Origin of the sequence: Saccharothrix sp. NRRL B-16314 (assembly GCF_000716595.1) — a bacterium.
GTDB lineage: Bacteria > Actinomycetota > Actinomycetes > Mycobacteriales > Pseudonocardiaceae > Actinosynnema.
Genome location: NZ_JNXC01000048.1, coordinates 1 through 18,159 on the forward strand (window position 1 = coordinate 1; position 18,159 = coordinate 18,159).

Consider the following 18,159-nt stretch of genomic DNA (forward strand, 5'->3'; position numbering starts at 1 on the left):
GCGCAACGCCCGAGCCCAACCCAAGACCGGGTTCGCCACCGACTCACCCATCCGCACCTGGACCCATTACCCGGCCAAGGCTGCGTGACAAGCCACTAGCTGGAACGCGGCCGTGGCCTGCGCGTAGGCGGCCTCAGGGATCGGCGTGCCACGAGTCGGGTTGATGATCTCGACCGTGCCGCTGGAGGTGTTCGCGACCCGCCGGTCGGGTGAGACGTTGGGAGATCCGCTGTCGACGCCCTGATGGCGTCGACACGATCAGCGCCTAGCGTCGTCCAACGCGGCCAGCGCCTCCGGTGGCAGCACCGTGTGAACCGCTTGCCAGGCGGCCTCCAGCTGCCCGGCGTTCGAGATGCCCACGACGGGCAGGACGGCCGACGGGCGCTGCGTCATCCACGCGAGAACCGCCTGTCCCGCGTCCAGACCGCATTCCGCTGCCACCTCGTCCAGCGCGGCCAGCGCGGTCGACTGACGGGTCCGGTCGCCATAGCCGGGGTGCAACGGTCGGTCGGGGCGGGTGTACGCGCCTTCGAGCAGGACCGAGTGGGCCACTGCGAGCACACCACTGCTCCGCGCTACCTCGATGACACCGTCGTCCAACAGGACGTGCGGTGCGAGGTCCGCGCCGGCGAGCGGTGTCAGGTAGGTGAAGCGGTTCTGCACGGCCGCGTACCCAGGTCCGTCACCCGCGGCCGTGAGGGCTTCGGCCAGCCGGGACGCCGTCGTGTTGCTGCACGCGATCGCATTCGCGAGGCCGCGATCGATCAGGTCCTGCAGCGCTTCCACCGTTTCCTCCAAGTCCACCGAGTGGTCGTCGACGTGGGCGTAGATGACGTCCACGTGATCGGTGCGGAGGCGGTGGAGGCTGTCCTCGACCTGCGCCTTGATCGCCCGGCCGCTCAGGCCGAGCGCACTGGAAAGGTCGCCGCCGGGGTAGCCGGGCCGGGCGCCGACCTTGGTGGCCAGGATGACCCGATCACGGGTGGACCGGGTGGAGAACCAGGCCCCGAGGCAGGTCTCGGACTCGTCGCCGGTGCCGCCGGGGTGCCAGAAGGCGTAGTTGTTCGCGGTGTCGAGGAAGGTGACGCCCAGGTCCGCGGCCCTGTCGAGCAGGTCGTGGGCTTGTTCGACGGGGGTCCTGGTGCCGAAGTGCATCGTGCCGAGCACCAGCGGTGGGACCGGGGCGCCTGAGAGGGTGAACTGCGGAGTGCTCGTCATCGTTGCTCCATCCGGTGTCCACTGGGGTCAGCGGGTCGTGGCGGTCAATTCCCTGGCTGCGATCAGGTCGGCTTCCAAGAGCCGCGGCGGGTAGATCAAGCGCAACAGGGGGCCGGTCATCGCGGTGGTGACCACGGCCATGACGACCATCAACGAGTACAGCCGGGTGTCCAGCAGGCCCGTTTGCAGTCCCACGCCCAGGATGATCAGCTCTGTCAGGCCGCGGGTGTTCATCAGCACGCCCAAGGCGCCCGCGCGTCGGGAGTCCTGGCCGCACGCCCGCGCCCCGACGTACGCGCCGACCACCTTGCCGCAGATGGCGACCAGCAGGATCAGCGCGAGCTCGCCGAGTGAAGTCGCGTCCACAGTGGACAGATCGACGCCGAGGCCCGCCACGGCGAAGTAGACCGGCAGCAGCACCGAGGCCAAGGGGGTCACCCGTTCGACGACTTCCTCGCGCAACGCCTCGGTGGCGGTGCGGGGGACGATCGCGCCCGCGAGGAACGCGCCGAAGATGAAGTGCAGGCCCAGCCACTCGGTCACGCCACCGGAGACGACGGCCAGCACGACCACCCCGACCAACGCGCCCGCGGGCAGCGCCCGGCCGCTGCGCCGCTGTGTCGACGCCAGCGCTCCCAACACCGGCCGCACCACGAACAGCATGACCAGGACGTAGGGCGCCACCAGCAGGATCTGCCACGAGCTCTGGCCGCCGGTGAAGGTCAGCACCGCCGCCAGCAGGACCCATGCCACCGCGTCGCCGATGGCCGCGACCGCCAGTGCCAGACCTCCCACGGCGGTGCGATGCATGCCGCGGTCGGTGAGGATGCGGGCCAGCACCGGGAACGCGGTGATCGACATGGAGGCGCCGAGGAACAGCACGAAGGCCACCCGGGAGCCGTTGTCGTGGTGGTCGTCCGCGAGGTGCAGCGCCAGCAGGCAGCCAAGCGCGAACGGCAGGGCGATCGACCCGGTCGCCACCCCCGCCGTGGTGCCCCGCCTGCTCCGCAGCAGCCGCCGGTCGAGTTCCAAGCCGATGACGAACATGAACACCGCCACGCCGACGTTCGCCAGCGCGGTCAGGCCCGGCCGGACGTCCGGCGGGAACAGCACTTCCGGGATTGCGCCGCCGAACAACGTGGGGCCGAGCAGGACGCCGGCCACGATCTCGCCGACGACCGGCGGCTGACCCACCCGCCTCGCCAGCGTGCCGAACAACTGCGCCGCGCTGAGCACCACCGCCAGCGCGAACAGGAACAGGATCGTGTTGAGTGGGGTCACAGGGGCTCACTTCCCAAGGTCAGGGATGGGCTGGTCACGCAATTCACCCGGCCGTGCCGTGCGACACCTGGGTGGTGGTTGGACATCTCCGAAATCACGTTGCTACCTTGTTGGGCATGGCCGGCCCTGAGGCAGCGAGTAGGTAGCCACCGAATCTCTCCGGTGGCGTTCTCCGCGGTCGCGCCCACCCGGCGCCGACGCCTTGGGTCGCACTCTGCCGCTGTCGCGGCCTCTCCGTGCGGCTTCGCCACCGTGTGAACTGCCACCCGGACCTGTTCCGGGTTCCTGTCGCGCCCGTGACGGCCGTAGCGCCGCTTGGGCAGCTTTGTCGCACGCACGTTCTTCAAGCAGTCGTGGAGCCTTTCCATGCCATTCGCCGTATACGTCCTCGCGCTGGCGGTCTTCGCCCAGGGGATGTCGGAATTCATGCTGTCCGGCCTGGTGCCGGACATCGCCGACGAACTGTCCGTGTCCATCCCCGCCGCGGGATCGCTGACCTCCGCCTTCGCCATCGGCATGGTCGTCGGCGCACCGGTGGTGGCGATCCTGAGCCTGCGTTGGCCGCGCCGCAACGCGCTGCTGACCTTCCTGGTGATCTTCCTGGTGATGCACGTCATCGGAGCCCTCACCGACAGCTTCGAGATCCTCATGGTCACCCGCGTGGTGGCCGCGCTGGCCAATGCGGGCTTCCTGGCCGTCGGCCTGGCCTCCGCTGCCGCCATGGCGGGCCCCAACCTCAAGGGCAAGGCGACGTCGATCCTGCTCAGCGGTGTCACCCTGGCCTGCATCGCGGGTGTGCCCGCGGGTGCCTTCATCAGTGAGCTGTGGGGCTGGCGCTCGGCGTTCTGGGCCGTGGCCATCCTGTCCGTGCCACCGGTGTTCGCCATCCTGCGCGCGGTCCCCTCGACCGCTCCGGACCCGGGGGCCCCGAGCGCGCTGAGCGAGCTGCGGGCGCTGCGCAACCCGCGGTTGCTCGTCGTGCTGGTGCTGGGCGCCCTCGTCAACGGCGCCACCTTCTGCTCGTTCACCTACCTCGCCCTCGTGGTCACCGACGTGGCGCACCTGTCGTCGAGCTGGGTGCCGCTGGCGCTGCTGCTGTTCGGCCTCGGCTCGTTCGCGGGCGTGAACATCGGTGGTCGGTTCGGCGACAGCAAGCCCCTCCAGCTGTTGGGATTCGGCGCGGTCGCGCTGCTCGCGGGCTGGTTGCTGTTCGCCTTGACCTCGGGCAACGCGGTCGTGGCCTTCGTGTTCATGTTCATCCAGGGCACGCTCTCGTTCGCGGTCGGTTCGACGCTCATCGGCCAGGTCTTCTACTTGGCCACCGGCGCCCCGACGCTGGCCGGCGGGTTCGCCACGTCCGCGCTCAACGTCGGCGCGGCGGCCGGGCCGGCCCTGGGCGGCATCGCCATCGGCGCAGGGCTCGGCTTCCGCTCGCCGTTGTTGGTGAGCGCCACGATGGTGGCCGTGGCGCTGCTGGTCGGCGGCGTGGCCTTGTTGGCCTCGCGAAGCAAGGCCGCTGCCGCGACTGCGGAGGAGGGCGCGCCGTCCTCGGAGCAGACCCCTGCGGTCTGACCGGGTATCGGCGCGGGGGCCTGCCGCCGGGCATCGGCGGCGGGCCCCGTCCCGTCCGGTGGGAGCGGTCAGCCCGACCAGGACAGCCGGTCGAGGAAGTGGGCGATCAGCGCGACCGACTGCTCCGGGTTCAGCCGGGGGTCGCAAGTGGAGCGGTAGTCGGGGAACGTGGGGTTGGCCACCTGTGGCGACACGCACTCGGTGACCGGGTCCGGGGTCAGCTCCAGGTGCAGACCAGCCGGGCGCTGCCCATGCCCGACGAGCACCCGCACGAACGAGGTCACCTCGGCCAGCATGGACTCCACCAGCCGGGTCTTGACCCCGTGCAGCTTGAGGCCGTTGCCGTGCATCGGGTCGCACAGCCACACCACCGGGGCGCCCTGCCGCGCCACCGCCGACACCACCGGCGGCAGCATCCGATCGACGTCGTCGGCCCCGTAGCGCAGGATCAGGCTCAGCCTGCCGGGCACTCCGTCCGGGTTGAGCACGCGGGTAAGGGCCACGACGTCGTCCGGTGACGCGGTGGGACCGATCTTCACCCCGATCGGGTTGTGCACCCCCGCCGCCAGCGCCACGTGCGCGTCACCGAGCCCGCGGGTGCGCTCGCCGATCCAGCCGAAGTGCGCGGCGGCGCTGAACGCCCCACGCACGCCGTCGCGGACCAACGACCGCTCGTAAGGCAGGAGCAGCAGCTCGTGCGCGGCGTAGACCCGCTCCTCCAACGGTTTTCCGCACCACGCGCGGCGCACCTCCCGCAGCACCACTTGCGAGCTGTCATAGGCGGTGCGCAGTCTGCGCGGGTCCGGCACCCGCCGCGCCGGGTCGGGAGCGGGATCGTTGACGGCGTCACCGCAGTAGCTGGCCATCGTCCGCCCGACCTCCTCGGGGTCCGGCTCGAACGGCGAGGACCTCGGCTTGCCGTACTGCCCGGCCAGCCGCCCGATCGCGACACCGATCAGGCCGCTGCCCGCGCGGAGCATCGCGGCCAGACCCTGGAGGTGGTCCACCTTGCGCCGCACCAGTTCCGGGACCGCCTCGTGGAAGCGCTCGGCGCAGTCCCCGCCTTGCAGCACCAGCCCGGCTCCCTCGGCCACCAGGGTCATACCGCGCGCCAGGTCGACCACCTCGTCCTCGGTGGTCAGACCGGGCAGGTCGGTCAGCTCCGCCTCCACGAGGTCCAGCGCGTCGCGGTCCGGCCACACCGGTTGCTGACGTGCCGTGCGCTCCGTCATCGCCGCACGCACCGCGGCGGCCGGGGACTCGCGGATCACCGCCCCACCTCGGCCGAGGCGCTCACCCGCACTCATCGGACCCCTTCCACCAGTTGGTCGATGACCAGGTCCTCGACCCGGCACATCTCGCGGATGATCAGTTCGTACAGCGCCACGAGGAAGCCGGGGTCGACCCCGTGCTCGGACCCGTAGCGGGCGGCGCGCTCCTTGACCAGGTTCACCCGGCCGGGCTGCATCATCGGGACGTCGTTGGCCGATTTGTACTCCGCGATCCGCACGCCGCACTCGATCCGCTTGCGGATGGTGTCCAGCAGGTCCTGGTCGAGCCGGTCCAACTCTTCCCGCAGTAGTGCGAGGGGGTGGTGTTCCGTCATCGTCATGCCTCCGCCTGCCGGTGGGCTGTCGTCAACAAGTCGCGGGCGCGCCGCTTGTGGTCCTCGAACGTCGCGCCCAACACGGCGCGCACCTCGGCGAAGCTCGCCGCGATCCCCGCCTCGCCGTCCTCCACGGCGGCGGCGAACGCGCGCAGGCCGTCGGCCAGCGCCTGCCGCGCCCGGTGTGCGTGCGGGTTGGCTTCCTGGATGTCCCAGTAGACCTCCGGGCTGCCGCCCGCGATCCGGGCGAGCAGCGAGAGCAGCGCCAGGTGCGGAGGCGGGGCTGCCACTGCCAGCCGGTCGGCATCGATCCCCATGCGCCCCAGGGCGAGCCCGAAGGACAGCACCGCCGCGTGGGTCAGCGCCTGGGTCGCCGCGACGGTGGCGTCGTGCTCCTCGGGGGTGCACCGCACCACGCGTCCGCCCCAGTCCGCCACCAGGTCCAGCAAGGCGGTGCTCCCGGGCCCGCCGCGGGTCACCACCGCGGCGACCGGACGGCCCGCCATGCCCAGATTGGGGGCGAACATCGGGTTCAGACCCACCTGTTCCACCGCCGCGGGGAAGTCCGCGAGCCGGGCGGCGAAGCGCGACTTGACCGACAGCGTGTCGGAGAGGACCGCACCGGGCCGCACGATCGCGGCGAGCGGGTCCAGCGCGCGCAGCGCCACCGGCTCCGGCACTGCCAGCAGGACGAGGTTCGCGCGCGAGACGGCCTCGGCGACCTCGGCGTCCGGGGCGGTGATGTCGCCTGCGATCGAGTCGGTCCCACCCGGCCTGGCATCGATGACGCGGGTCCGGACGCCGCTGCCGCGCAAGAGGTCCGCGAACATCGTGCCCACCGCACCCCGACCACCGACCACCACCGCGCGGCGCAGCGCGGTCACGCGACCTCCTCGGCCACCGCGGTCCCACCGGCCGCCAGTTCCAGCGCCGCGAGCAGGGCGCCTGCCTTGACCACGGTCTCGGTGAACTCCTCCTCCTGGTCCGACAGCGCCACGATCGCCCCGCCGACGCCGAACTCCACCGCGGCGGGCGTCAGCACCATCGTGCGGATGATGATGGACAGGTTGGCCGCGCCGCCGAGGGAGAACCAGCCCAACGCGCCGGAGTAGACGCCGCGGGGCCCTTCCTCCAACCGGTCGATGATCTCCATGGTGCGCTTCTTGGGCGCCCCGGTCATGGATCCACCGGGGAACGCCGCACGCACGCACTCCACCGCAGTCGCGTCCGGCCGCAGAGAGCCGCGGACCGTGGACACCAACTGGTGCACCGGCGCGTAGGATTCCACGTCGAACAGCACCGGCACGTGCACCGATCCGATCGAGCACACCGTGTTGAGGTCGTTGCGGACCAAGTCGACGATCATCAGGTTCTCGGCGCGGTCCTTCTCCCGATTGAGCAGGTCCTCGCGCAGCGCCGCGTCCTCGACGGGCGAGTCACCGCGCGGGCGGGTGCCCTTGATCGGCTTGGACTCGACGCTGCCGTCCGCGTCGATGCTGAGGAACCGTTCGGGGGAGGCGCTGAGCACCGCGATACCGGGGAACTCCAGCAGCGCGCTGTAGGGCACCGGGCTGATCGCGCGCAACGCCGAGTACAGAGGGCCCGGTCGGGCGCTCATCGGCACCCTGACCATGTTGGTCAGACAGATCTCGTAGGACTCGCCGTTGCGGATCTCGTCGAGGCAGGCGTCGATGCGGCTGAGGTAGGCGTCCTTGTCGTGGCGCAACTGCGCCTCGGCGCCGAAGCAGTCGTGTTCTCGGGTGCGCAGGACCGATGTGTCCGCCCGCTCCGCCCGTGCCGCCGGCGGCGCGACGGACAGCAGTCGGGCCGCGGTCTCGTCGAGCCACGCGGTGGCGGGTGCGGGCGCACCGCGTTCCGCCAGGGCCAGCAGGTAGCAGCAGCCCTCGGCGTGGTCGAGGGCGATGACCCGATCGGTGAACAGCATCGCCGCGTCGGGGTAGGCGGACTTGTACGTCGGGTCGCCGATGGTCTCGGCCTTCAGCTCGTAGCCCAGGTAGCCGACGTAGCCGAGGTTGAACTCGAACGGCAGTCCTTCCGGGACCGGCACCCGCCTGCGGTCCAGCCGCTCCTCCAGGTAGTCGAAGAACGGCTGTCGCACCTCGGAGGTGCGGCCCTGCGCATCGCGCACCGTGACGGTGGTGTCCGCCACCCGGTAGGTGATGTACTCGGCCAGCGGACCGCTGTCGTCGCCCAGGAAGGAGAACCGGGACAGCCCGTCGATGACCGCGCTGCTGTCCAGCCAGAACATCGCGCCCCCGTCGGCGAAGCACGTCGAGCGCACCGCCTCCCCGTCCGGCAGGACGTCCACTCTGCGGACCAGGACCTCGTACTTGGGGTGTGTGACCCGCCGGCTGCGGACGTGGGCCAGCGCGAGCTCCCGGAAGTTGGCCAGCAGCTCCTTGCCGTACTCGCTGCCGATCGACTCGGGGTGGAACTGCACGCCCCAGACGGGCTTGTGCCGGTGGCGCAGTCCCATGATCACGCCGTCGTCGGTCCAGGCGACCGCCTCCAGGTCGTCGGGCAGGTCGGTGGCGGCGAGCGAGTGGTAGCGCACGGCGGTGAACGGCGAGGGCAACCCGGCGAAGATGCCCTCGCCGGTGTGCCGGACCTGCGACTCCCGGCCGTGCATGGGCACCGGGGCCAGGTCGACGGTGGCGCCGAACAGCTGGGCGATGCCCTGGTGGCCCAGGCACACGCCGAGCACCGGCAGCTCGCTGTCGAGCACGGCGCGTGCGCTGATGCCGAAGTCCCGCTCGCGGTCCGGACGTCCGGGACCGGGGGAGACGATGATCGCGTCGAAGTCCGACAGCCGGATCCGGGACCAGTCGTGGTCGTTGCGCACGACCACGGGCGGGCGACCGGTGACTTCGCCGATGTACTGGAAGAGGTTGTAGGTGAACGAGTCGTAGTTGTCGATCAGGAGGGTGCGCATGGTGGCCCCTTCTTTCGAGCGCGGGCGGGTACGGCGGCCTCGCGACGACGGGAGGTGGGCGGTGGCGCGCTAACGGGTCAACGTCTTGCGCATGTGCAGGCGTTCGGCGACGTTCCCCTGGCTCGCCACGTACTTGACCAGCAGGTCGCTGTCGACGATGGCCGGGTGGCTCTCGTCGTAGTCGATGGCCATCACGATGCCCATCCACGGCTCCAGACCCATCGCGTACACGTAGACCTCGTCCGGTCGGAGCGTGTCGACGATGGCTTTGGCCTGTTCGAAGTCCGAGCCGTTGAGCCTGCGGCTCTGGTCTTCCCGGCGGGACAGCGGCTCGGGGTAGAGCGGCCCGTAGATCCAGCTCGCGGCGGCCCCGGTGCTCTCCATGCCGATGAACACCGTGTCGATCGGACCGGTGATGTCGACGACCTTGGCGTAGGTGGACGGGGAGATGTTGGTGGAGTCGGCGGCGAACAGCACCTGGCGCTCGCCGAGCCGCAGCAGCCATCCGGTCTTGCTGCGGATGCGCAAGTCGCCGTGCTCGCCGAGGAACGGCACGGCCACCGCGACCGCGGTGCCGCAAGCGCGTTCCTCCAGGTCGTCGACCTCGACCACGTCGGTGAAGCCGAGCCTGCGGAGAATGCCCGCCAGTCCGGGGTCGACCAGGCTGGCGTTGGTCGAGCGGGGGACCAGCACGGTCCCGACCCGGTGGCGGATGCGCAGCAGCGTCTCGAACAGCATGTGGTCCTGGTGGTTGTGCGTGATCAGCACGTGGTCGATGCGGTCGGGGAGGTCGGCGAAGGTGAACCGCCCCTCCGTGGCGCCGGCATAGCCGGTGTAGCTGAGCACCGGGTCGACCAGGAACGTGGTGCCTTCGTGCCTGACGAACACGCAGGCGTGTCCGGCGTAGTCCAGCACGTCGGGCAGTGCTGACTCGTCGCGCGCCACCGGATCCGGCGTCTGCTCGAAGTACCGGGCGAACCGCTCGGCCCGCTCGCCGACGAGGCCCAGGTCGGCGGTGAGCCGGCTCAGCCCTTCCTCGTCGAGGCCGCCGCGGAAGACGGTGTCCAGCAGCGGGGAGTTCAGCGGAACGTCCACCAGCAGTTGGTCGGGGGTGTACTCGAGCATCGGGGTGGTGAGCGCGAACTCCCGCGCGTCACCGACGACGGGGGAGAAGCGCACCTGCTGCAGGCTCTCGTCGTAGAACTCGGAGGCGTACATCAGCGGTTCGATGAACCTGTAGTCGGGGGAGTGGTTGTCCCGGCCGTAGAACACTTCGACCCGGCCCGACAGCGCCTCGGGCAGCTCCTGGTAGACCGGGTCGAGGCACCCGCCGGTGTAGCGGGGGAGGATGTCCTCCTCCAGGCGCTGGATCGCATCGAACAGTTCGCCGAGCAGCGCGCGCTGAGGGGCGCTCTCGCGGTACCAGGCGGCGATGGCGTCGTAGTGCTCGTGGGCGTGCACCCACGGCCCACCGTGCATGCGGGGCTGCCGCACTGCCGTGGCGTGCACCTCCGGTGAGTCCAGGTAGGACTCCATGATGGAGGTGAAGCGGTTGCGGGAGAAGCGCGCCAGCGTTTGCGGCGGCAGCAGGTACGACCAGCCGTACCAGCCCGCGATCACCGGTTCGACCGCTATGTCCTGTCGCAACGAGTAAGGCATGTCGGGACCGGCTCCATTCCTCTGGGCTCGGGTCGGGCAGGGTGGGGGAGGTGCGGTCAGACCCGGACCGCGGGGGCGCCGGGCCGCAGCACGGCCAGCAGGTCGGCGAGGACGTCGCGGTCGGTTTCCCGGTGCGGCGTGCGCCAGCCGCGTCCGCCCAGGGCGGCCTGGGTCGCGGCGAGCACGCGGGCGTCGGCCTCTCCGTCGCCGCGGGCCAGGTCGAACCAGTCGGTGACCGGGACGACGTCGGCGGCGGTCAGTCCGGTGGTGGCGAGCAGGTCGTCGAGGCTGTAGGTGCGGTGCACGACCAGTTGCGAGCGCGCCGGCGCTCGGTCCACACCTGCCAGCAGCGCGTCGACGAGCAGCGACACGTCGCAGATCGGGACGTACCCGTCCAACCGGGGCAGGGCCCGCAGCCGCGTCGACAGGTCCAGCAACGACGAGAACCAGTCGTCGCGCAGGAAACCCGCGTCGTGGTGACCGTGGCCGTAGACCAGCCCTGCCCGGTAGCTGGCGACCGAGCAGCCGACTGCGGCCAGCTCGTCGACGTAAGCCTCGCAGACCAGCTTGGACCGCGAGTACGGGTCGCCCACGGCCGTCAGCGTCTCGGCGGACAGCTCGGTGAACCGCTCACCTGCCGACGCGGCGGACAGGAACGCGAACGAACGCGCGCCGAACGCTGCCGCGGCGCGCACCACCAGCGCGGTGGTGCGCACGCTGCCGCCCATGTGCCGTTCCAACGGCAGCAGGTGGTTGACGTCGTAACCACAGTGCACGACCGCGTCCACGGCGCTCCCGGTCCGCTGCTCGACCCGGAGCTGCAGCTCCGCGTAGTCGATGACCTCCACCCGGTCGAGGTCGACCGCAGGGCGGTCGAACCGGGTGGAGTGCCCGATCCGCAGTTGCGCGGCGGTTCCGGTGCTGACGACCAGGACTTCCCGGCCCTCGGCCAGCAGCCGTTCCAGCACGTGCCCGCCGATGAACCCGGACGCGCCGGTCAGCAGCACCGCCCCCGCACCCGCGGGGGCGGTGCTGCGCAGATCCGGCAGCTCGGCGCGCAACGTGGCCAGTTCGTCGGCGGCCTGCCGGAACGCCTGCTCGGCGACGGAAATTTCGCGCACGACTTCCTCACCGCGGACGTGCCGCATGAAGTCGGCGGCGACGAAGTCGTAGTCCATGGCGTGGAACGCGGCCTCCACCGCCTGCTGACCGTAGAGCTCGGTCAGCTTGACCTGGACGCGCATCATCGCCAGCGAGCTGCCGCCGGCCTCGAAGATCGACACGTCCGGGGCGACCTCCTGGCCGAGCACGGCGGCGACCACGTCGAGCACCCGGCGCAGCTCCACGCCCCCGTCCTCGGACGCCTCGGTGGTCCCGGTCCGCGCGGCCAGCTGCTCGCGCAGCACGCGCCTGTCGAGCTTGCCGCTGGTCGCCAGGGGGAAGTCGTCGGTGACGACGATCCGGTCCGGGACCTCCCAAGCGGGCAGCAGGTCGCGCAGTCGGGCCATGAGGGCGCCATCGTCGCCGCCGGTGTCGGTGGTGGCCAGCACGACCTCTTCGCCGAGCTGCACCATGGCGACCTGTGTGCCCAGGTGGGCGGCGAGCGCGGACTCCACGTGCGCCAGGTTGACCCGGTGGCCGAGCCTCTTGACCTGTTCGTCGACCCGGCCCATGTAGGTCAGGCCGCTGCGGTCGAGGGCGACCCGGTCGCCGGTGCGGTAGGCGCGCCTGCCGCCGATCTCGCTGAAGCGCTGCTGCTCGTCGGGGCTGCCGCCGACGTAGCCCAAGGCGACGCCGTCTCCGACGATCACCAGCTCGCCGATGCCGGAATCGGCGAGTGTGCCGGTGTCCGGGTCGCGGACCAGAGCGGTGAACCCGTCGATCGGGGTGCCGATGGTGGTGCCGAACCCGGTCAGCTCGGCCACCGAGAAGCACACGGTGGCCTCGGTGGGGCCGTAGGCGTTGAACACCCTGCTGTGCCGGGCAGCGACGTCGAACTCGGCTTTGCCGAGGGCTTCTCCGGCGAACTGGACCTTGCGCACGCGGCGCTGCGCCTGCTCGTCCAGACGGGCGTAGACCGAGGGCGGCACCATGATCAGGTCGCCGCCGTGCTCGGCGAGGTGCCGGGACAACGCGCCCAGCCAGGAGTGCTGCTCGCGGGCGGGGACGACGACCTCGGCGCCCGCGTGCAGGGCGGCGACGATCTCGGTGATGGAGGCGTCGAACGACAGCGAGGCGAACTGCACCACCTGCTCGCCGGGGCGGATGTCGAGAAGCCGCTGCAGTGACCGGCACAGGTTCAGGAGACCGCCGTGGCCCACGTCGACCAGCTTGGGCAACCCCGTGGATCCGGAGGTGAAGATGGAGTACGCGACCGGGGAGTCGCCCGCTTCCGGGGCGGCCCCGCTCTCGGACAGCGCCACCTGCCTCGCGTCGAGTGCTCGGACGCCCGCGCCCGCCGCTTTCACCCGCGCCTCGTCGTCGAAGCACACGGCCAGGCCGGGGTCTGCGATGCGCGCGGAGTCGGTGAACCGCTCGGCGGGCAGCGCGGGGTTGGTCGGGGTGTAGACAGCGTGGCTGCGCATGGCCGCCAGGGCCCAGATCACGGCCGTCGTCGTGTGCTCGCCGACGATGAGCACCCGCCGGCCCGACGGGCACTCGCGGTTGATCAGCGCGGCCAGGAAGCCGGTGACCCGGTCCAGGGCGGAGTAGGTCCACGTCTGGTCGGCGCAGCGCAGTGCCACCCGGTCGGCGTGCCGTGTGAACGCGCCGTTCAACAGATCAGGCAATCGCACGGAGAACTCCAATTCGCTGTTCGAGGTGGGCGAGGACGTCCTGCGCGGCGTCCTCGTCGAGGAACCGGCTCTTGTACTGGAGCTTCATCAGCGGTGGACCGGGGAAGGACCGGTCGACGAGGAACTTCAAGTCCTCGAACGCGAGTTCGCTGCGCACCCGCACCCAGTCCCAGTGCCGCGGGTCCGGGCGCATGAAGGTGGTGTCCGACACGACGATGCGCGGCATCCGGCCGCGGCTGAATGCCGTGGCGAAGGAGGTGAGGTCGGACATCGTGTAGCGCCCCAGGCCTTCCAGCCGTTCCCGGGTCTGAGTGAAGTGCTCGGGGGTGTATTCCGCGGCGTGCTCGGAGCGCACGACCAACGGGCGGATCTCCACGAAGTAGCCGCCTTGTCGCGCGAAGTCCCAGCGGGAGAAGGGGTACTGGAGCACCAGACCGCCGCCGATGACGTGCAGCACGGTGGCGGTCACCGCGGCGAGCAGTTGGTCGAAGGAGACCCCGGAACGCATCGGCAGCCACCGCTCGGTGCTGTGCGAGATGGTGGGGATGCCGGGACGGCCGGGGACGGGCAGGTCGCCGAGTTCGCGCTGGACGCGATCGACGTCCGCGACGGGCAGATCCGCGTAGCGGTGGAGCGCATTCGCGTGATCGCGGTAGCGGGAGCCCACCCGTTTGACGGGTTGCCCGCGCAGGTGCGCGCGCAACTGGGTGAGGAGCGTGACCACGTCGGCGAGGTCGACCACCATGTGGTTGAACTTGACGAACACCAGGTGCCCACCGCCGAGGTGCGGCCAGAAGGCGAGGTGAGCCGCCTCGTCGAGCGCCAGTGGCCGGGTGTTGTGGTAGGCGGTGACCACCTCGGACAGTTCGTCCGGTGCGCCGTCGAGAGGCGTGTCGTGCACGACGCAGCTGGTCCGCACCTTCGCCTCGGGGACACCGAGGAGGTTGGCCAGCGCGTCGGTGACACCCAGTCCCCGGAGGAACGCTTCGACCCCGGGCAGGTCCGTGGCGCACGCCGGGGTGAGCACGCCGAGCGCGGCGGCGCAGGGGTTCACGTCGCAGTCGAGGTCGAGGTCGCGCAGGAAGCTGAACAGGTCGCGCACGGCGACGGCTTCCGGGACCAGGGCCGGTGCGGTGTCGGCGGTCATGACGATCAGCCTTGGTTGCCGGTGGTCGCGCCCCACCGGAAGTCGACCTGGTCGAGCACGTCCATCTCCGACAACAGGGTGTGCACGCCGGAGTGGTCCTGCACCAGGTGGGTGCCGCCCTGTGCCTCCCGGACCTCGGCGGCGGCCTTCTCCCAGCCGCGTACGCGCTCGAAGTCGGCGATGGTCTCCCAGGTGGTGAAGTCCGGCGCGACGAACGCGGCCAAGCCGGCGACGACCTTGTCCAGCAGGAAGCGCCGCTGGTCGGGCTTGAGGACGTCGTAAACGTTCTTGAAGATCTCCGCGGAGATCGAGGCGTGGCAGTACTCGTCGCGGTTGTGGAGGTGGACCGTCCTGGAGTTCACGACCTGGATCTCGGTGTCGTTGGCCAGCAGGTCGAGGTAGGCGTTGATGGAGATTTCCGCGACCGTGGCGAACGCCAGGGTGGTGAGACTGCGCTCCCACCGCTCCGAGCACCGCGCGAGGTGCTCGTCGTGGATGGTGGTGATCAGCGAGGCCGGGAGCACCCGGTCGGAGAACTCCCGCTCACGCATCCGGCGCGTCGTCGCGCTGCCGTTGATGTGCATCAGCGTGTGGTACTGCTCGTCGACCATCGCCTGGGCGATCGCCAGCTCCAGCTCCTGTCCGCCGATTCCCGGGTATTCGCCGGAGATCACCAGCTCGAACGCGGGGTTGGCGATGCCCTGCTCGATCAACACCGTGTTGCGGTTGTAGGCGATCCAGCCCCAACTGGTCAGCCGGGAGCGCTGCTCGTCGGACAGCTCTTCCCACACCGGGTGGCCGCTGAAGGGGATCATGTCCACCCGGAAATCCGGGCGCGCGGGGTCGAACAACGCATACACATCCGGTTCCGCGCGTTTCACCGCAGCCCTTCGATGCCAATTTCCGACCAAGCGGGAAATGATCGCACTTTCCGTGGCGTCGTCCGGGTCGAATGCGGGAAGGCCTCCAAAGCTGGTGAGACCACTTCCCTCGGAACCTTGCTCGGCTTGGCTGGCCACGGTCCACCGCTCCTTCGATCGGAATGTGCAGGGCTGGTGCCGCGAACTTTATCGACCGCTCCGGGTGTGGTGGCAAGTGGTGTTCAATCGGGGTCCGGCCGTGCAACTGCGACACTGCCGCACTTGCACGGCCTTGGTTGTTCAAATGTCCAGAAAACGCCATTCGGTCCCACTTCCTCGGACTCGTGGCCGCTGTTAGTGTCCGATGGCAGCCGCCAGTGCTGCGACATGGCGATGACCGAAGCCGGCGGACCGGAGCGGGCGGGAAGACGGCGCGGACAAGGTCTGCGTACGGGATCGGCAATCCGGTGGAATCGACAACGACGCCGGCGCGGCGGGAGACGACTCCGCGCAGTCGGCGGATCGTGCACTGCCGACGTGAAACCCGAGAAACGGGCGAGAAGGAGACCGCTGTGAACGACCGCATACTCCAGGTCATTGTTTCGGCGATCGAGGAGCTGAACGAGTCGCGGGAGGAGAAGATCCCCACCGACAACGTGCTCGACCTGAGCCTCTACGGCGACGCCGGGATTTTCGAGTCGATGCACCTGGTCGGTTTCCTCGCCTTGGTCGAGGAGAAGCTCGAGGACGAGTTCGACGTCGAGGTCACGCTCGCGTCGGAGAAGGCCGTGTCCCGGCGGGTCAGCCCGTTCAGCAGCGTGCGCAGGCTCATCGATTTCACCGAGGAGGAGTTGCGGCTGCTTGCCACGCTCCCGTAGCCCGAACCACCGGAAAGCGAGCCCAGCCATGAAAATCATGATCACCGGAACCCGCACGGGGATCGGCAGGGCGCTGGCCGAGTACCTGCTGGCTGCGGGCCACGAGGTCGTCGGGTGCAGCCGCAAGCCCGGGACGATCGAGCACGTGCGCTACGACCACCACCGGGTCGACCTGACCGACGGCGTCGCGCTCAAGGCGCTGTTCCGCGAACTGCGCCACACCCACGGCCACCTCGACGCCCTGATCAACAACGCGGGCACGTCGGTCATGAACCACTTCATGCTGACCCCGGAGGAGACCACCCGGCGGCTGTTCGACCTGAACTTCTTCGCGGTCCTGAACTGCTGCCGGGAAGCGGTGAAACTGCTGCGCAGGTCGGCACAGCCCACCACCGCCATCCTCGCGCTGTCCACGGTCGCGGTGCCTTGGGCGCTGGACGGGCACCTGGCCTACTCGACCAGCAAGGCCGCGGTCGAGCAGTTGGTGCGCGTGATGAGCAAGGAGTTGGCAGACCAGCGGATCCGGGTCAACGGCCTGGGTGTGCCGCCGGTGGGCACCGTGCTCACCCGCACGGTGCCCACCGAGCGGATCGACGGGCTCGTCGCCCGGCAGGCGATCAAGCGCCTGTGCACCACCGCCGACCTCGTCGGGCCGGTGGAGTTCCTGATCGGTCCGGGGTCCGCCTTCGTGACCGGCGAGACGATCTTCCTGGGAGGGGTGAACTGACGTGCGCGACGAGTTCCTGGACCGGTGGGGCGGGTTCGGCGAGCGGACAGCGCTCTGGGGTGGTGGTACCGCGCACAGCTACGCCGATCTTCTCGGCCGCGTGCAGGAGGTGCGCGAGCTGCTCGACGGCGCGGGTGCGAAGGCGCACGACGCCGTGGTGCTGGAGGGGGACTTCTCCCCGAACGCCATCGCGGCGCTGTTCGCCCTCTACCTCAACCGCAACACCGTCATCCCGCTGGTGAGGGCAACCCGGACTGCGGTGGACACCGTCCGCGAGACCTGCGCGCCGCGCTTCACCGTCCGCACCGGCGGGGATCGGGTGGAGGTCGTGCCGATGGAGGGCAACGGTGGCGCACCCCCACCTTCCTTCGCCCGGCTGACCGAGGGCGCCGCCGCCGGGTTGGTGCTGCTGAGCAGCGGCAGCACCGGCACACCGAAGGCGATCCTGCACAACCTCGACGCGCTGGTGGAGCAGAAGCTCGCCAAGCGCGCCCGCGGATCGGTGTCGATGAACATCCTGATGGTGCTGATGTTCGACCACATCGGCGGCATCAACTCGCTGCTGAGCGCGCTGCTCTCCGGCTCAGCGGCGGTGCTGCCGGCCAGGCGCACGCCGGAGGAGATCTGCGCCCTGGTGCAGCGTCACCGCATTCGGGTGCTGCCGACCAGCCCCACCTTCCTCAACCTGATCATCGTCGGCGGCTACCACGAGCGCTACGACCTGGACAGCCTGCGGCTGATCACCTACGGCACCGAGCCGATGTCCGACGAGTTGCTGGGCAGGGTCGGCGCGGCGTTCCCCGGGGTGCGGCTGCTCCAGACCTTCGGCACCAGCGAGACCGGGATCGCCGCGACCGCCAGTGAATCCTCCGGCAGCACGTACTTCAAGATCGCCGACAACAGCACTCGCTACCGCGTGGTCGACGGCGAACTCCAGCTCAAGAGCAGCACCCAGTTCCTCGGCTACCTCAACCACCCCGCCGACGCGATCACCGAGGACGGGTGGTTCCGCACCGGCGACCTGGTCGAGGAGAACGGTGACGGCTACATCAAGATCAAGGGGCGAGCCAAGGAGATGATCAACGTCGGTGGCGAGAAGCTGCTGCCGCTCGAACTGGAGTCGACCCTCCTGGCCAGTCCGCTGATCGAGGACTGCGTGGTCTACGGCAGGCCGAACGCGCTCACCGGGCAGGCGGTGTGCGTGGACGTCAAACCGGTCGGTGAGCTGAGCCGGGCCGAGGCCCGCGCCCACGTGCGTGAGTTCCTGACCGGTCGGGTCGAACCGTTCAAGATCCCCTCGAAGGTCACGGTGGTGGACGCCATCGGCATGTCCGACCGGCTCAAGAAAGTGCGGCTCCGGCCGCACGAGAACCAGGGCTGACCGCAGCCCCGGGCCGGCTCCGCCGACACATCGGGGGCGGGCCGCGCCCGTTCCGGCGCAACACGACACAAAACACAGGGAG

14 protein-coding genes are annotated in these 18,159 nt (G+C 70.1%); 4 read left to right on the forward strand and 10 right to left on the reverse strand.

Annotated elements, in window-relative coordinates; all coding sequences use genetic code 11:
• Positions 1-258: 258 nt before the first annotated feature.
• Together OQ02_RS37295 and OQ02_RS37300 are read right to left on the reverse strand one after the other, a co-directional pair.
• Complete coding sequence (locus OQ02_RS37295; RefSeq protein WP_051773282.1) at positions 259-1,218, reverse strand: aldo/keto reductase; 960 nt, start codon at positions 1,216-1,218, stop codon at positions 259-261.
• A 27-nt stretch (positions 1,219-1,245) separates the two neighbouring features.
• Complete coding sequence (locus OQ02_RS37300) at positions 1,246-2,499, reverse strand: cation:proton antiporter (protein ID WP_051773283.1); 1,254 nt, start codon at positions 2,497-2,499, stop codon at positions 1,246-1,248.
• A 366-nt stretch (positions 2,500-2,865) separates the two neighbouring features.
• Between OQ02_RS37300 and OQ02_RS37305 the strand changes: the two genes are divergently transcribed.
• Positions 2,866-4,071 carry a Cmx/CmrA family chloramphenicol efflux MFS transporter gene (locus OQ02_RS37305; protein WP_033443409.1) on the forward strand — a complete coding sequence of 402 codons (1,206 nt, stop codon included), beginning with the start codon at positions 2,866-2,868 and terminating at the stop codon, positions 4,069-4,071.
• 68 nt (positions 4,072-4,139) lie between these two features.
• Here the strand turns inward: OQ02_RS37305 and OQ02_RS37310 are convergent, their stop codons facing one another.
• The 8 genes from OQ02_RS37310 to OQ02_RS37345 all read right to left on the reverse strand — a co-directional run bounded on the left by OQ02_RS37310 (position 4,140) and on the right by OQ02_RS37345 (position 15,250).
• Positions 4,140-5,342: a 3-deoxy-7-phosphoheptulonate synthase gene (locus OQ02_RS37310; RefSeq protein ID WP_197043672.1), complete on the reverse strand. Its 1,203-nt coding sequence runs from the start codon at positions 5,340-5,342 to the stop codon at positions 4,140-4,142.
• Positions 5,343-5,374: 32 nt separating this feature from the next.
• Positions 5,375-5,683, reverse strand: a complete 309-nt coding sequence (locus tag OQ02_RS37315) for a chorismate mutase family protein (protein ID WP_231500401.1) — start codon at positions 5,681-5,683, stop codon at positions 5,375-5,377.
• On the reverse strand, positions 5,680-6,561 hold the full coding sequence (locus OQ02_RS37320; RefSeq protein WP_033443411.1) for a prephenate dehydrogenase/arogenate dehydrogenase family protein: 882 nt from the start codon (positions 6,559-6,561) through the stop codon (positions 5,680-5,682). Before OQ02_RS37320 ends, OQ02_RS37315 begins: the two co-directional genes overlap by 4 nt.
• The gene (gene pabB / locus OQ02_RS37325; RefSeq protein WP_033443412.1) at positions 6,558-8,630 is read right to left on the reverse strand and encodes an aminodeoxychorismate synthase component I; all 2,073 of its coding nucleotides are present in this window, start codon (positions 8,628-8,630) and stop codon (positions 6,558-6,560) included. Before pabB ends, OQ02_RS37320 begins: the two co-directional genes overlap by 4 nt.
• 69 nt (positions 8,631-8,699) lie before the next feature.
• The gene (locus tag OQ02_RS37330; RefSeq protein ID WP_033443413.1) at positions 8,700-10,289 is read right to left on the reverse strand and encodes an MBL fold metallo-hydrolase; all 1,590 of its coding nucleotides are present in this window, start codon (positions 10,287-10,289) and stop codon (positions 8,700-8,702) included.
• Positions 10,290-10,345: 56 nt separating this feature from the next.
• On the reverse strand, positions 10,346-13,084 hold the full coding sequence (locus OQ02_RS37335) for an AMP-binding protein (RefSeq protein ID WP_051773286.1): 2,739 nt from the start codon (positions 13,082-13,084) through the stop codon (positions 10,346-10,348).
• Complete coding sequence (locus OQ02_RS37340; RefSeq protein WP_033443426.1) at positions 13,071-14,231, reverse strand: hypothetical protein; 1,161 nt, start codon at positions 14,229-14,231, stop codon at positions 13,071-13,073. The genes OQ02_RS37335 and OQ02_RS37340 overlap by 14 nt, the downstream gene beginning before the upstream one ends.
• Positions 14,232-14,236: 5 nt before the next feature.
• Positions 14,237-15,250: an AurF N-oxygenase family protein gene (locus OQ02_RS37345; protein WP_033443414.1), complete on the reverse strand. Its 1,014-nt coding sequence runs from the start codon at positions 15,248-15,250 to the stop codon at positions 14,237-14,239.
• Between the two features lie 413 nt (positions 15,251-15,663).
• Between OQ02_RS37345 and OQ02_RS37350 the strand changes: the two genes are divergently transcribed.
• From OQ02_RS37350 to OQ02_RS37360, 3 genes are read left to right on the forward strand one after another with little or no spacing between them, the layout of a single operon-like run.
• Complete coding sequence (locus tag OQ02_RS37350; protein WP_033443415.1) at positions 15,664-15,969, forward strand: hypothetical protein; 306 nt, start codon at positions 15,664-15,666, stop codon at positions 15,967-15,969.
• A 28-nt stretch (positions 15,970-15,997) separates the two neighbouring features.
• The gene (locus tag OQ02_RS37355) at positions 15,998-16,696 is read left to right on the forward strand and encodes an SDR family NAD(P)-dependent oxidoreductase (protein ID WP_033443416.1); all 699 of its coding nucleotides are present in this window, start codon (positions 15,998-16,000) and stop codon (positions 16,694-16,696) included.
• A 1-nt stretch (position 16,697) separates the two neighbouring features.
• The gene (locus tag OQ02_RS37360) at positions 16,698-18,077 is read left to right on the forward strand and encodes an ANL family adenylate-forming protein (protein ID WP_033443417.1); all 1,380 of its coding nucleotides are present in this window, start codon (positions 16,698-16,700) and stop codon (positions 18,075-18,077) included.
• Positions 18,078-18,159 lie beyond the last annotated feature (82 nt).